Here is a 14,696-nt window from a genome sequence, read left to right on the forward strand (position 1 = left end):
ATGAAGTTTCACGATGCCCATCTGGCGTATTGCACCAATATTCACCCTGCAGAAAGCTGGGCTGAAACGTTTACCGCCCTGAAAACCCACACGCTTAAAGTGAGGGAGCGTCTGAGCCGAGAAGGCAATCGCTCAGAGGGTGACGCCTACGCCATCGGACTAAGGCTCTCTGCTCAGGCCGCCGATGAATTGCTGACCTTCAACAACGAAGGCATCCCCGAACCGTTGAGAGTATTCAAAGCCTGGCTGGAACAAGAGAACTGTTACATCTTCACCATCAACGGCTTTCCCTATGGCGATTTTCATCATACCCGGGTGAAGGAACAGGTCTATCAACCTGACTGGACTCAGGTTGAGCGACTCGAATACACCGCGAAGTTATTCATCATTCTGGCCGAACTCTTAGCAGACGACATCGACGGATCGGTTTCCACCCTGCCCGGATCATTCAAAGAGTTCAAAGCGGATGAACATTTGATGTTCTGCAATCTCTACGCAACGGCCCGGTTTCTCGACGCTCTATCAGAAGACTACGGTAAGGACTTTCATCTCGGTCTCGAACCCGAACCACTGGGCCACTTCGAAAACACCGGGGAAACCCTCGCCTTTTTCTCACGATTCCAAGCTTGGGCTGAGGAACGGGACCTTGAAACCGATTGCCTCCAACGAAGAATAGGAGTCAACTACGACACCTGCCATTTTGCCCTTGAATTTGAAGATGCCGAACATTCACTCTCCGCGTTCGAGCATGCTGACATCCGAATTTCAAAAATTCATATCTCAAGTGCCCTGGCTTTCGATCCCACATCAGCCACGGCCCTGAATGAAATCCGCACATTCGACGAGGCGACTTATCTTCACCAGATCTTGATCCAAAACGAAGACCAATCGACCCTGCGCTTCAGGGACATTCCCGAGTTCTTTGAGGCATTGGCAGCATCACCTGACATGCTTGCCAACGCCGCAGATGGACGCTGTCATTTCCATATCCCGCTTTACAGCGCCCCTGAGCAACCTCTTGGCTCAACCCAGGATCACGCCAAACAAACACTGGCCTATTGCAAGCAGCACCCCGGAATTTGTAACCATTTCGAAATCGAAACCTATACCTGGGGAGTCTTACCTGAGGATCTACAAATCCCGGTCGAACAACAAATCGGAAATGAATACGCATGGGTGCTCGACCAATAAGCACACATTGGGAAGTCGGGAAGTCGGGAAGTCGGGAAGTCGGGTAGTCGGGTAGTCGGGTAGTCGGGTAGTCGGGTAGTCGGGTAGTCGGGTAGTCGGGTAGTCGGGTAGTCGGGTAGTCGGGTAGTCGGGTAGTCGGGTAGTCGGGTAGTCGAAGTAGTTCGGAAGTTCGGAAGTTCGGGAAGTTGGGAACCCTTACATCATTCCTTTTTCCAAGGAACCTCGCCGAATAAGGGTCGGTGATCTGAGGCCTGAGCTTCATCCCCGACTTTGAGAATCACCTTATTCGCTTGTTCCTCGTCCCATCCGGCGAGTAACAAATAATCGATTTCAATTTTTGGTTGGTTAGCAGGATAAGTCAAAGCGCTGCCTTGTTTTGCCACAACCTTCCATGAGCCCGCCAATTGCTTCATGGTTTCAGATCCCGGCTGAGCATTCAAATCCCCCATCACCATCACCGGATGCTTCTGCTCCGAAAGAATACGCTGCAGTGCAGCCACCTGCTCCAGACGAGTGGCTTCCGACTGATGGTCGAGGTGGACACTGACGAAGGAGAGCTTACGCCCCTGCACTTCGGCGATCACCTCCAAGGCCACTCGCTGTTCCCCCTTACCGGGCAAGCGATGCACCTTGGTCTCTACAACCGGGTGCTTGGATAACACCGCATTCCCATACGCACCACCACCTAGATCAATGCATTTGCCAAAGACCGGAGTCATCCCCAATTGCTTGGCCAACTCGGAGGCTTGGTCCACTTTCCCGCTGCGCGATACCCGCTGGTCCACTTCCTGCAAAGCAATAAAATCCGGTTGATACTTGCTCATTACATTGGCGATTCTGCCCAAATCCAGTTTTCCATCCATCCCCTGTGCATGGTGGATATTATACGAAACCACCTTCAAGGCATCCGCCAGACTGGTTCCGATCAAGCACATAGCCACAACGGCGCTCAAGGCAATCAACTTCTTCATGATCAGATATACGGCACACATCACCCTTATCAATCACTGAATTTCACAGGAGGGAAATCTGACATCCGCGAATCAAAACTCTTGCGAATCCTTTGCGGCACCGTTAAATCCCTTTCGCCATGGCAGGATTTTTCAAAAAGCTCTTCAACAAGGTCACCAACAAGGCCGAGATCGACTGGGATGAACTCGAAGCCGATCTGATTGGGGCCGACCTAGGAGCCCGCACGACCATGGCGATCGTCGACGACCTCAGGGAGATGGGCCGGAAAATCTCAGCTGACGACGTGATCAGCGTGTGTAAACAGCACATTGCAGGGATTCTTCCTGAAGATCTGCCTGCCTTCACGCCTCGGGCCGATGGATCACCCACTGTCATTCTAGTCGTAGGTGTCAATGGCACTGGCAAGACCACCTCCTCGGCCAAACTGGCCTGGTTACTGAAGAACCAAGGGTATTCTGTCAGCCTAGCCGCTGCAGACACCTTCCGGGCTGCAGCCGTCGAGCAGCTTTGCGTCTGGGCGGATCGACTCGGGGTTCCCGTTATCAAGGGAGCTCCCAATGCCGACCCGGCGTCCGTCTGTTACACGGCCCATCAAAAGGCGATCAACGACGGCACCCAGTTCCTCATCTGTGATACCGCCGGCCGGATCCACACCCGCCACAACCTGATGCAGGAACTTGAAAAAATCGAGCGCACCATCGGCAAACAAGACGAGCATGCGCCCCACCATCGACTACTCGTTGTCGACGCCACCACTGGAGGGAATGCTCTGGCCCAGGCCAGGGAGTTCAACAAAGCCATTCCCCTCGACGGCTTGATTGTCACCAAACTCGACGGTTCAGGAAAAGGCGGCATCGCTGTGGTGATTCAACAAGAGCTTAAGATCCCCACCCGCTTCATAGGCTTGGGTGAAGAAGCCTCACAATTCAAAGCCTTCAACAAACAGGAATTTGTCGAAGGTATCTTTTAGTCTCAGTCAGCATCAAGGGGTATCCTTTTTGGGCAGATGCTCCAGGCAATAATCGTTGCCATCCTCACCCACACGGAAATCGGTATCCGGATGTGAGTGTTCGGTCGCCCCGCATACCGCACAGGTATTAAATGCCTGGGTTTCTGGGATACCCGAAGTTGCAAACTGCTTCCGGCGCCTGATACCTGAACGCTGCTGCTTGCTTTGCCCAATACGCATCGGAACGGCCACCAGAAGATAATTCGACAAGCTGAAAAGAATAAACAAGGCCCCGACCCCGTGGGCTGGCAAGGAGACAATCAGCAAAGCACCGGTAATTACCGCAAGAATCCAGATATGCACTGGAATCACCAGAAACAACATAATCGTGCATCGAGGGTTGTAGGTCGAAAAGGCAAAGAAGATCGACATTCCGAGATAAATCCCCGGCATAGGTGGGGTTTGCCCACCAAACAATTGCATGAGCACAGCTCCCAACAAGGCTGAAAACCATCCCCAGAGAACATACAAGTTGGTCCTAAAGACCCCCCATTGCTCCTCAAGTCCATCACTGAACATAAACATGATCATCATGCCAAAAAAGGCAAACAGGATCCCGATCGGATTCATACTGCCCACCTGCGAGGCCAAAATAAAGGTGAAGGGCCTCCAGATTTCACCGGCAAGAATACGCTCCCAATCGAAGTTCAAGGTCGACCCCAGATTGGGAATCACAGATCCTAACAGATAGACTCCAAAGAAGGCGACCGCCATATATCGGATCAAGCCAGACACGGCCCAGGATCCGAATCGACGTTCGAGAGAATTGAGTAATCGTTCAAATGCAGCTTTCATCATGTCGGGGAGTTTTTTGATAAAAAACAGGACCTATGAATCGCATAAGTCCTGTTGAAATGGTTGAAACAGAGCAGAGGTTCTCCTGCTCAATGAGGAGCCCTTACTTGGGCAATGGAAAACTCCGGTTGAAGGCGTAGACCCGCTCGCGAATCGATGCCAATTTCGCATCATCCGCGTGGTTTTGCAATGCCTCGTGAATGAAGTCGGCGACTTGCTCAACATCCGATTCTTTCATTCCGCGAGTGGTTACAGCCGGGGTTCCAATCCGAATACCACTGGGTTTGAATGGGCCAGCCGTATCAAAAGGAATTGAGTTCTTGTTCACCGTGATCCCGGACTCGTCCAGAGCGTGCTGGGCAATAGACCCGTCCATTCCTGCAGGACGCAGGTCAACAAGCATCAGGTGGTTGTCCGTACCGCCGGAAACAATCCGGTAGCCGTGCTCAGCCAATCGGGCGGCCATGGCCTTGGCATTGGCAATCACTTGCTGGGAATATGCCTTGAAGTCTCCAGTCAGGATCTCCCCGAAACAAGCAGCCTTGGCTGCAATCACGTGCATCAATGGACCGCCCTGGATACCCGGGAAGACCGTGCTATCGATCTTCTTGGCGTATTCCTGCTTACAGAGAATGATACCACCACGTGGTCCTCGGAGTGACTTGTGAGTCGTCGAGGTCACAAAATCGGCGTGTGGCACGGGGTTCGGGTGCTCACCTGCGGCAACCAAGCCGGCAATGTGTGCCATATCAACAAAGAGGTAGGCTCCTACCTTCTTGGCAATCTGCCCCATGCGCTCGAAATCGATCTCACGAGGATAGGCCGAAGCTCCAGTGGTGATCAATGCGGGTTGCACCTCTTCGGCCACTTTTTCCAGCGCATCATAATCGATGGTTTCGTCCTCTTCACTGACGCCATAGTGGGTCACCTCGTAAAACTTACCGGAAAAGTTCGCCTTGTGTCCGTGAGTCAGGTGACCACCGTGAGCCAGATCCATCGTCAGGATCTTATCCCCCGGCTTGAGAACGGAGAAATACACAGCGGTATTCGCCTGGGAGCCCGAATGGGGCTGCACATTGGCGTGATCGGCACCGAAGATTTCCTTCACCCGGTCAATCGCCAGCTGCTCGGCCACATCCACAAACTCACAGCCACCATACCAGCGGCGACCGGGGTATCCCTCGGCATATTTATTGGTCAGCAAACTCCCCTGAGCTTCCATAACAGCTCCACTGGTGAAGTTTTCAGAAGCGATCAATTCGATATTCTGGTTTTGGCGCTGCTCCTCGGCCTGCATGGCTGAAAACAACTCGGGATCGGTCAATGCCAAGCGGCTACCGGATGCCTTAGTCAGACGGGCATCGTGACGTCCCCCCTCATATTCCGTCTTTAAAAAAGCATCGACCATGGCGATAGCATCGTCATTACTCAAATGATCGGCACCGAGACAGATGACATTGGCATCGTTATGTTGACGCGTAACCTCGGCTTCATTGACATCCCGCACATTGGCGCCACGGATATGTTGATAACGGTTCACGGCCATGCACATCCCGATGCCAGACCGGCAAATAAGGATGCCACGGTCATAACGTCCGCTGCTGACGCCTCGCCCTACCTCGTTGGCATAGTCGGCATAATCCACGGAATCCGTGCTGTTTGTGCCAAAATCCTGAACCGAGATTCCGGATGTTTCCAAATGCTGAACAATAGCGTGTTTCAATCCCACGCCTCCGTGATCGGCTCCAATAGCAATATTCATTGTCTGTGTTTGTTGTTTTGTTTCTGGACAGTTAGCCTAATCACTTAGGCCAGATCATTGACTGCGGCCACCACATCGGCGGACGTCATTCCAAGTTGTTGCATAACGGTATCTCCAGGTGCAGACATACCAAAGCGATCGATTCCGAGCACCTTGCCGCCGCAGCCGACGTATTTCCACCACAGCCCGCTGACTCCGGCTTCGATAGCCACCCGGCGTGTGCATGATGCCGGCAGCACACTCAGCTTGTATTCCTCACTCTGGCGGTCAAACCGCTCCATGCAAGGAACCGATACCACACGGACGCCTGCGCCCAGCTCTTCGGCTGCAGCCATGGCGTGGGCCACTTCCGAGCCACTGGCAAGAATGATCGTTTCCAATGCTCCCTGCTCTTGCTTAAGCACATAAGCACCGTAATAAGCCCCCTCGCGCCGGGTTTCGACGGGAGTCTCACTGTAAATAGGTACGTTTTGACGAGTCAGGAACAAGGCACTCGGACCATCCGTCCGGTGCATCGATGCCGACCAGGCACCGGCGGTTTCCTCGGCATCAGCCGGTCGGAACACATCAAGACCGGGGATCACCCGCAGTCCACTGACGGTCTCAACCGGTTGGTGAGTCGGACCATCTTCACCGACACCAACTGAATCATGGGTCAGAATATACGTCACAGGCAACTTGGCCAAGGCGGCCACCCGCACCGACGGGCGAAGGTAATCGGCAAATACCGCAAACGTGGCACAGGAAATCCGGAACAATCCATCGTAAGCAATCCCGTTACACATGGCGGCCATCGCGTGTTCACGGATACCGAACCAGATATTGCGTCCGGTAAAGTCATCCGCCCCAAAATCACCACCATCCTTGATGTAGTTCTTGGTCGATCCATAAAGATCAGCAGAACCTGTCAATAGGTTGGGCATGGCGGCAGCCACCGACTGAATCACCTCACCTCCTGATGCCCGGGTTGCTCCGTTGTAGTCGCTCGCAAATTCGGGAATCCGGTCAAGCAAATCACTCGGAACAGCACCGGAAATGCCATCGGCCAGTTCAGCGGCCAATGCTGGATTCGCCTCTTTCCATGCGGAGTAGGTTCCATTCCATGCATCAAAATCCGAAACCAACGCTGCCTGATGGTCAGCAAAAAAGGCTTTCACTTCGTCAGAAACATAAAACGTCTGCTCGGGCAAGCCGAGTCCGGCCCGGGCCGTTTCAGCAAAATTCGCACCACCCTCACCATGTCCCTTGGCCGTCCCGGCAACCTCCGGGATCCCCCGGCCGATTTCCGTCTTGGCAATGATCACCTTCGGGCGACCATTGTCGTCAGCCTTGGCCTGGGCCAGGCTGGATGCAATTTGTTCAAGGTTGTGGCCGTCGATCGTCACGGCGTCCCACCCTTGGGATGTGAAATACGCTTCAGCGTCCTCGCTTTGCGTCACATCAGCCATCGCATCGAGTGTCACATCGTTGCTATCGTAAATTAAAACCAGATTATCGAGGCGATTGTGGCCGGCATAGGCAATCGCCTCGCGAGCTACACCCTCCTGAAGGCAACCGTCACCGAGCAGTCCAAACACATGGTGGTCAAAAATCGTGTGTTCTGAAGTATTGTATTTTGCGGCAGCAGCCTTGCCACTCATCGCGTATCCCACGGCATTGGCAACACCCTGCCCCAGCGGTCCGGTTGTGGCTTCCACTCCCGGGGTTTCCTCAAACTCGGGGTGACCCGGTGTGATGCTGTGCAACTTTCGAAACGCTTTGACGTCATCAATCCCCACAGCGTATCCCGCCAAGTGAAGCCAACTATAGAGAAACATCGATCCGTGCCCGGCCGATAAAATCAGGCGATCACGGTTCAACCATTTTGGGGCATCCGCTTGATATCGAAGCGACCCACCAAAAAGCACAGCCCCGATCTCGGCACACCCCAAAGGGAGTCCCAAATGACCCGAGGAACAGGCGTTAACTGCGTCGATAGCGAGGCCCCGGGCCTCATTGGCTGCTTGAGCGAGAATGTGCTGATTCATGTCGCGCGAAGAATCCACATCCGAGGCCTATCCCGCAAGCATGAAACACGTCAAATCCCCTAAAATCCGCGATATTGATAAATTTTGACATATTTATTCCAGAAATAGAAAGTTTCGCGTTGATTCCTGCCATTTTGAAGCTAAACAAGCCGCCCGCAGACACCGAATCATACCATGTCTCAGAAACTTAAAATCGCACTTCCAAAAGGCTCACTCCAGAATCCTACGATTCAACTCCTGGAGCAGGCCGGATTCAACGTCTATATGTCCGACCGCGGACTACGACCAAACTCCAATGATGGCGAACTCGATATCTACTTGATCCGAGCTCAGGAAATCGGCCGCTACATGGCTGAAGGATTTATCGACTGTGGTATCACTGGTTACGACTGGGCATCCGCCCATGAAGAAAACCTCGTCGACCTCGCCGAACTCCCCTACTCACGAGCAACCGTCCGCCCAACCAAGTGGGTGCTCGTTGTTCCCGAAGACTCTCCGATTCAAAGCGTGCAGGACCTCGAAGGCAAACGCATCGCGACCGAAGGGGTTGAAATCACCCAGAATTACCTCAAACACAACGGCGTCAACGCCCATGTGGAATATTCCTGGGGTGCTACCGAAGTCAAAGTGCCCGACCTCGTGGACGCAATCGTCGACGTCACGGAAACCGGATCCTCGATCCGAGCCAACAACCTGCGGATCGTCGATACCCTGTTAACCTCATTCCCCCACTTCTACAGCTCAAAACAAGCCTACTCCGACGAGTGGAAAAAAGCCAAAATGGACCGTATGGTGCTGATGGTTAAAGCAGCTCTCGAAGCACGCGGAAAAGTGGGCTTGAAAATGAACCTTCCGGAAAAATCCTTGCAGGAAGTCATTGAGAAACTACCTTCTCTGCGTCGCCCGACGATCGCACGCCTCGCCGAGGACGGCTGGGTCGCCATCGAAACCATCATTGAGGACAAGGTGGCCCGCCACCTGATCCCGGATCTGAAGGAACTCGGAGCCGAAGGCATCATCGAATACCCCCTCACGAAAATCGTCCCGTGAGAATAAACTCAGGACAAACACGAATCTCCAGCAACCGCTGACCAACCCAAACGAAACAACCACCAATAGAACTATGGGAAGTCTAAAAAAACGTCGTAAGACGAAAATCACCAAGCATAAGCGCAAAAAGCGCATGAAGGCAAATCGTCATAAGAAGCGCCTTCGTTACAAGTCCTAGTAAGACGAGCTTCCCGCTTGTCTTACAACGACTGCAGAAAGGGATGCCGCCTCGCGCGGTATCCCTTTTTGTCCGTACATTTTTCCTCCCTTTTAATACCAAGCAGTAAACAGACGGGACGATAGCCGAGATGAATGAGTTCTTTGGTAAGGCGCGACGAAGGAATGGTGCAGGCACCATGACTAAGGAGAAACAAAGCCAAAGGAGTCATTCATCCGGAACTCTCATGGATCACACAGTGCTTTTCCACATAGCTCAACAACGATCAATCGTCTCGTCTGTTTTGCGGAGTGGTACTAGTTCAATACTTCCGTTAAGCCATCAGCAAAAATGGCTCACGACGATCTCACGCAAGCAAGCTCTCGGCCATGGCGCGAACCTCGCCACCTCCACCGCCTAACATCCTGACCATTTCATCGATGCGCCCTTCACCATCAACTTCTTCGAGTCGGGAGAAAGTTCGGTCACCTTCGACGTCCTTACTCACCACAAAGTGGCGGGACGCCATTGCAGCAACCTGAGGAAAATGCGTGATGGCAACCACCTGGTGACGTTCACCGAGTCGGGCCATTTTTTCGCCTACGGCACGGGCAATCTCACCCCCAACGTTGGCATCAATTTCATCGAACACCATCAAGGGAGTGGCATCCTGCTTAGCCAAGGCACTCTTCACGGAAAGCATCACTCTGGAAATTTCGCCGCTGGAAGCAATCTGGCGCAATGGTTTCATCGGCTCACCTGGGTTGGGACCAAACCCGAACTCCACCGACTCCAAGCCACATGATTCCGGTTCTTTATTGGCGACCAACTGCACATCAAAAGCGGCCTGTTTAAAACCTAACTCTTTCAAATGCGTTGCAATCTCCTTAGCCAAACGGGGAGCAGCTTTTCGGCGGGACTCACTCATCGTCAGTCCGGCACGATCCAAGGCCTCACGTGCCGACGCCACCTCATCCTCCAGTTCCTTCAGCCGCTCTGACCGGTTCTCCACCGAATCGAGCCGCTGGGCAATTTCCTGATGAAACAAAAGCACATCATCCAAACTTGGCCCATACTTACGCTTCAAGGTTTCGAGGGTATTGATCCTTTCTTCGAGTCGGAGTAATTCCTCAGGATCCGTATTCAAGTCGACAAGGTAGTCGCGTAGAGCCACTTCCATCTCCTGCAGTTCCATGGCGGACCGATCCACACTTTCAAGATGTTCACGCAATCCAGGGTCCAGCTTTTCCAGATCCCGGCATTGGCGCTGTAGTTGCCCCATGCGTTCAAGCAGCGAGTCCTCGGCCCCGGAAATCATCGAAGCTGCTCCGGATGCCAATTCCAACAAATGGGAGCTATTGGACGCCCTCCGATAGAGGTTTTCCAAATCCTCCTCCTCGGACGGATTCGGAGCCGCAGCATCAATCTCGGCCAGTTGATGACGGAGCAAATCCAGTTCACGCTCCCCAGCCATCCCCTGAGTCTGAAACACCTCGAGCGCGTCGATCCTTTCACGCCAGGCTCTCCAGGAGCTCTGATATTCAGCGGGGTCAACTCCCGCATAGGCATCGAGCATTGCAAGCTGCCGATCTACCGAGAGCAGCCCTTGATGATCGTGAGGACCATGTAAATCCACCAGGTATTCTCCGACAGCTTTCAGCACCCCGAGGGTGGCCGGGCTGTTGTTCACAAACTGCTTGTTGGACGATTGCCCGATCACACGTCGGATGATCAGTTGACCATCATCGCAGACATCCAATCCGGAGTCCTCGAGAATCGCATTCACCAGCGGAGCATTAGGCAAATCAAAGACAGCTTCCACCGTACAGGTTGACTCCCCGGTCCTGATCAACGACTTATCCGCCCGTTCACCGAGAACCAGCTTAAGAGCTCCGACAATCACTGACTTTCCAGCACCTGTTTCTCCGGTCACGCCGACCAATCCATGGTCAAGCTGCCAGACAAGCGAATCAACCAAGGCGAGGTTTTTGATTTTAAGTAAACTAAGCATCCTACAAAAAGCTGTGCAGCTTCTAGCCTAATCATCGGCCCAAATCAATAGTGCCCGGACTAATCCGCCATCTTTTTTTTTACCGCTGCCCCACCTCTTCAGGATGTCCACATTAGCTTTTGCCCTGTGAATGGAACTGTGCCAGTCTCTCAGCACCTTGAATCCCGATATCATTCTCACCTTTCTAGGAACCAGCACATCCACCGGCGTTCCGGTCATTGGCTGTCGCTGCCCTGTCTGCACCTCGGACGACCCCAAACTCACCCGAACCCGCTCGTCTATCCACCTGCAGACACCTGAGCAATCCATCCTTGTGGATACCGGGCCGGACCTCCGGGAGCAAGCACTGCGCGAATCTCTCACCCGTGTGGATTCCGTGCTCTACACCCACGCGCACCTCGACCACATCACCGGGTTCGATGAACTTCGAGCCTTTTGCTGGCACCGTGACGAACCACTCCCCCTCTACGGATCCAAAGCGTGTCTCGATGAAATTCAACGTATGTTCCAATGGGCATTTCTCCCCAGCAATACCTACAAAGGCTACGTCAAACCGGATCCTCGCATCACCTCAGGACCGTTCCAGCTCAACAAACTAACCGTCACGCCCGTCCCCGTCGTGCACGGTTCGGTCGAAACCCAAGGATACCGCTTCGATTACCCTGGCTGTCCGTCCGCAGCTTACCTGCCAGACGTCAAACATATCCCGGACAGCAGCTGGCATCTGCTCGAAAACATCCCACTGCTTATCGTCGATGGCCTCCACCATCGAGAACACGCGACCCACATGAACTTCACCGAAGCTCTGGATACCGCAGAAGAGCTCGGAGCCGGGCAAATCTATCTCACCCACCTCTCGCACGAACTCAAGATCAACCAAACTGAAAAGGACCTGCCGGCCAATGCGCATTTCGCCTACGATGGCTTGCGTATCCACTTCAACAGCCAGGACACATCGGCAACGGCCCAGCACCTCTCATAATCAATGATCGCCCACTCCCATTTCCTAACAAGCATGAAAACCATCCCCCTCCTCTTCCTTCTCGGCTGCAGTATTTTGACGGCCAAGCCGATTGCACCTGAGTCTGTCGCCATTCTCTATAACAACCAGATCCCTGAATCTGAAGCCTTGGCCCGTCACTATGCCAAAGCCCGCAACATCCCACGATCCAACCTTGTAGGGCTGGAACTCTCCAGCAAAGATGAAATCACCCGCGAGGAATACAACAGCAGCCTGCGCGACCCGATCCGGGCGCTATTCGTCTCCCGCGGCTGGTGGAAAATGGCAAAAACCAAGGAGGGCAAAATCCTTCCCGGCCAAAGCAAGATTACCACGCTGGTCAGTATGCGTGGAGTCCCCTTCAAGATCAAACGTCAAGCGGTGAAGCAAACCGGAGAAAGCAAGCTTCCCAAGCATTTCGCCCAGGCCAATGAGGCCGCTGTCGATTCCGAACTGGCGATGGTCGGCGTGCACGATCTGCCAACACTCGGGCCGATCAACAACCCCTACTTTAAAAAAGAATCGTCCATCAGCGAAGCCAAGCTTCCCTTTCTCCTGCTCGTTGGCCGCATCGATGGCCCCAGCTATAAACTCTGCAAGCGCCTGATCAGTGATGCAGCCGCCACCGAAAAACGAGGACTCTGGGGAATGGCCTACATTGACCTCGCAAAAAAAGGTGGTGGCTATGTCGCCGGCGATCAATGGATGGAAAACATCGGCAAATTAAACCGCCAAGTCGGCATCCCCACAGCCATCGACCGAAATAAACAGACCTTCACCACCAACTACCCGATGAGTGACGCCGCCATCTACTATGGTTGGTATACCACCAACTTCAATGGCCCCCTCCTCAACCCGCACTTCAACTTCCGCCGGGGAGCCGTCGCCGTTCACCTGCACTCCTACAGCGCCTCCCATTTGCGCAATGCCAAAAGCCGCTGGACCGGACCTATTCTCGAAAAGGGCGCAGCAGCCACCGTAGGCAACGTCTACGAACCCTACCTTCACCTGACCCATCATCTCGACATCTTCCATGACCGCCTGCTCAAAGGCTACTCACTGGTCGAGGCTGCCTACATGGCCAATCCAGCACTCTCATGGCAAGCGCTTGTGCTCGGCGACCCACTTTACCGCCCCTTCATCCACTTCGAAGGAGGAGGAGAAAAAGATGATTTCGACCGCGACTATCGCGCGATCCGGATGGCCAATCAAATCTGGAAAGACAAGCCCGAAACCATGGTGAAAAAACTGCGGACCAAGGCGGCGGAGCTCGGCAATGCGACACTCTACGAATACCTCGGCCTCTGGCACCGCGAACAGAAACAAAACGAGGTCGCTATCGCCTTTTTCCAAACCGCGAGTAAAAAACACATGCTCAGCGCTGATCGGCTCCGGCAATGGATCTACACCGCTGACATCCACCGTCAATCAGGCAACAAAGTGCTGGCCATCGAAACTCTGAAAAAAGCCAAACTCATCATTCCGCAAATTCCGGAAAGCCAATCCGTCACCGCCCTGCTCAACATCCTCGACCCTCCTCCGCCGCCACCCGCACAACAAAAAGCGAACGCAGCAAAACCTTGATTTTGTCCACCCAGCCTAAGCTATTTTTCAAGCTGTGGCAGTGCCATCCTGATCAGGGCTCCAGCTACTCCCCGTCATCAAGAGGGATCACACGCCCGGCCTCTGTGCTGGCTGACAGCCACTCAAGCAGGGTTCCCACTTCGGCACTATCACCCCGAACCGCCTCCAAGGCAGCCCAGTCGATATGGGGCCGAGACTTCGCTGCCGCCACGCGGGTCACATCCAATTTTTCCATCAGAGCTTCTGTCTCACGGGGATGTGCATTCAGGATATTCGCAGGTCTCGGGAGTTCATCCAGAATTTCAGCGGTCAAACCAAAAGTAGTCACCCCAATACCAAAGCTTGTGCTCAGGCGGCGGATGCCCTCGGCCAGGGCCTCATCCTCAATCGGAGCCGCATACACCAACTCACCTCCCTGAGCCCAAACCGAAGCACTCAAGGTCTGGAAAAAATCCTCACGATAGGTATCATGGGACGGTAAGATCCTCAGACGAGCGGCATGCAGACGAAATGGAGGTAAGCCAAGTTGGGATTTGAGTTTCAACAAGGGAACCGCTTCTTCATCTCCGTCACCACTCTCCCAGTCGACGAGTAACATTTCAGGAAACTTCCACAAGTTGCCAATCGGAGCGTCCGCCTTAAATGGCTCACGGAAAGCAAAAGGAAAGCGCCCGTTGACGTCACACCACTTGTTGACGATCGCACGGAACTTGCGAATCCGCATCATCGCATGATCCACCTCGCCTTGATCATTTTGGATATCATCCAGGCGCCCTTGATACTGGGAAAACAATTCCTGCGCCGTTGAAAGCGCCGGTATCGGGGCGGTCCGCCGATAATACCCCTGCCCCTTTTCCACCTTCGCAATCGGAGAGGTCGGATCACAGGACATGATCGAAAAATGATAGCGCAAGGAAGCATCCGAATAGTTACCATCGAGTTTCAAGCGAATCAGTCGAATCAATTCGGTCCCTTTGATTGCCTCCTGGGGATTCGCAGGAAGGTAGTCGGGTAGTGCATCAGTCAGTTGCTTGCGTAGGCTCATTGTCGGCGTATAATTGGCAGGGTGTCAGGATGAATCCTCAGGAGTTCCTTAAGAAGTTAGGTGGCTCCTGCCCCCATCCAATCCATAGCACCC

12 protein-coding genes are annotated in these 14,696 nt (G+C 53.6%); 6 read left to right on the plus strand and 6 right to left on the minus strand.

Features of this window, described 5'->3' with window-relative positions; genetic code table 11:
- Positions 1 to 1,191 carry a metabolite traffic protein EboE gene (gene eboE, locus HW115_RS02585; protein WP_178931007.1) on the plus strand — a complete coding sequence of 397 codons (1,191 nt, stop codon included), beginning with the start codon at positions 1 to 3 and terminating at the stop codon, positions 1,189 to 1,191.
- 200 nt (positions 1,192 to 1,391) lie between these two features.
- Here the strand turns inward: eboE and HW115_RS02590 are convergent, their stop codons facing one another.
- Positions 1,392 to 2,162 (minus strand): endonuclease/exonuclease/phosphatase family protein, encoded by a 771-nt coding sequence (locus HW115_RS02590; protein WP_178931008.1) that lies wholly within the window; start codon positions 2,160 to 2,162, stop codon positions 1,392 to 1,394.
- 119 nt (positions 2,163 to 2,281) lie between these two features.
- Between HW115_RS02590 and ftsY the strand changes: the two genes are divergently transcribed.
- On the plus strand, positions 2,282 to 3,133 hold the full coding sequence (gene ftsY, locus HW115_RS02595) for a signal recognition particle-docking protein FtsY (protein ID WP_178931009.1): 852 nt from the start codon (positions 2,282 to 2,284) through the stop codon (positions 3,131 to 3,133).
- Between the two features lie 12 nt (positions 3,134 to 3,145).
- Here the strand turns inward: ftsY and HW115_RS02600 are convergent, their stop codons facing one another.
- From HW115_RS02600 to tkt, 3 genes are all read right to left on the minus strand, one after another.
- On the minus strand, positions 3,146 to 3,970 hold the full coding sequence (locus tag HW115_RS02600; RefSeq protein ID WP_178931010.1) for a hypothetical protein: 825 nt from the start codon (positions 3,968 to 3,970) through the stop codon (positions 3,146 to 3,148).
- Positions 3,971 to 4,070: 100 nt separating this feature from the next.
- Positions 4,071 to 5,729, minus strand: a complete 1,659-nt coding sequence (gene rpiB, locus HW115_RS02605; RefSeq protein WP_178931011.1) for a ribose 5-phosphate isomerase B — start codon at positions 5,727 to 5,729, stop codon at positions 4,071 to 4,073.
- Positions 5,730 to 5,773: 44 nt separating this feature from the next.
- Positions 5,774 to 7,756: a transketolase gene (tkt, locus tag HW115_RS02610; protein ID WP_178931012.1), complete on the minus strand. Its 1,983-nt coding sequence runs from the start codon at positions 7,754 to 7,756 to the stop codon at positions 5,774 to 5,776.
- Positions 7,757 to 7,930: 174 nt separating this feature from the next.
- Here tkt and hisG point away from each other — a divergent pair, with 174 nt between their 5' ends.
- Both hisG and HW115_RS20160 read left to right on the plus strand, forming a co-directional pair.
- Positions 7,931 to 8,806: an ATP phosphoribosyltransferase gene (hisG, locus tag HW115_RS02615; protein ID WP_178931013.1), complete on the plus strand. Its 876-nt coding sequence runs from the start codon at positions 7,931 to 7,933 to the stop codon at positions 8,804 to 8,806.
- Positions 8,807 to 8,879: 73 nt separating this feature from the next.
- Positions 8,880 to 8,984, plus strand: coding sequence for an AURKAIP1/COX24 domain-containing protein (locus tag HW115_RS20160; RefSeq protein ID WP_343219691.1), 105 nt, complete (start codon positions 8,880 to 8,882; stop codon positions 8,982 to 8,984).
- Positions 8,985 to 9,330: 346 nt separating this feature from the next.
- Here the strand turns inward: HW115_RS20160 and recN are convergent, their stop codons facing one another.
- Complete coding sequence (recN, locus tag HW115_RS02620) at positions 9,331 to 10,974, minus strand: DNA repair protein RecN (RefSeq protein ID WP_178931014.1); 1,644 nt, start codon at positions 10,972 to 10,974, stop codon at positions 9,331 to 9,333.
- 157 nt (positions 10,975 to 11,131) lie between these two features.
- Here recN and HW115_RS02625 point away from each other — a divergent pair, with 157 nt between their 5' ends.
- Positions 11,132 to 11,956, plus strand: a complete 825-nt coding sequence (locus HW115_RS02625; RefSeq protein WP_227021227.1) for an MBL fold metallo-hydrolase — start codon at positions 11,132 to 11,134, stop codon at positions 11,954 to 11,956.
- A 33-nt stretch (positions 11,957 to 11,989) separates the two neighbouring features.
- Positions 11,990 to 13,558 (plus strand): TIGR03790 family protein, encoded by a 1,569-nt coding sequence (locus HW115_RS02630; RefSeq protein WP_178931016.1) that lies wholly within the window; start codon positions 11,990 to 11,992, stop codon positions 13,556 to 13,558.
- 64 nt (positions 13,559 to 13,622) lie between these two features.
- Here the strand turns inward: HW115_RS02630 and HW115_RS02635 are convergent, their stop codons facing one another.
- Positions 13,623 to 14,603 carry a hypothetical protein gene (locus HW115_RS02635; RefSeq protein WP_178931017.1) on the minus strand — a complete coding sequence of 327 codons (981 nt, stop codon included), beginning with the start codon at positions 14,601 to 14,603 and terminating at the stop codon, positions 13,623 to 13,625.
- Positions 14,604 to 14,696 lie beyond the last annotated feature (93 nt).

This window comes from Oceaniferula marina (genome assembly GCF_013391475.1).
GTDB classification, from domain to species: Bacteria; Verrucomicrobiota; Verrucomicrobiia; order Verrucomicrobiales; family Akkermansiaceae; genus Oceaniferula; species Oceaniferula marina.

Bases quoted from the DNA above. Each gene is read 5' to 3' on its own strand.
- HW115_RS02590 (WP_178931008.1), bottom strand. From the start codon at position 2,162: ATGAAGAAGTTGATTGCCTTGAGCGCCGTTGTGGCTATGTGCTTGATC.
- rpiB (WP_178931011.1), bottom strand. From the start codon at position 5,729: ATGAATATTGCTATTGGAGCCGATCACGGAGGCGTGGGATTGAAACAC.
- HW115_RS20160 (WP_343219691.1), top strand. From the start codon at position 8,880: ATGGGAAGTCTAAAAAAACGTCGTAAGACGAAAATCACCAAGCATAAG.
- tkt (WP_178931012.1), bottom strand. From the start codon at position 7,756: ATGAATCAGCACATTCTCGCTCAAGCAGCCAATGAGGCCCGGGGCCTC.
- HW115_RS02600 (WP_178931010.1), bottom strand. From the start codon at position 3,970: ATGATGAAAGCTGCATTTGAACGATTACTCAATTCTCTCGAACGTCGA.
- recN (WP_178931014.1), bottom strand. From the start codon at position 10,974: ATGCTTAGTTTACTTAAAATCAAAAACCTCGCCTTGGTTGATTCGCTT.
- HW115_RS02630 (WP_178931016.1), top strand. From the start codon at position 11,990: ATGAAAACCATCCCCCTCCTCTTCCTTCTCGGCTGCAGTATTTTGACG.
- hisG (WP_178931013.1), top strand. From the start codon at position 7,931: ATGTCTCAGAAACTTAAAATCGCACTTCCAAAAGGCTCACTCCAGAAT.
- ftsY (WP_178931009.1), top strand. From the start codon at position 2,282: ATGGCAGGATTTTTCAAAAAGCTCTTCAACAAGGTCACCAACAAGGCC.
- eboE (WP_178931007.1), top strand. From the start codon at position 1: ATGAAGTTTCACGATGCCCATCTGGCGTATTGCACCAATATTCACCCT.
- HW115_RS02635 (WP_178931017.1), bottom strand. From the start codon at position 14,603: ATGAGCCTACGCAAGCAACTGACTGATGCACTACCCGACTACCTTCCT.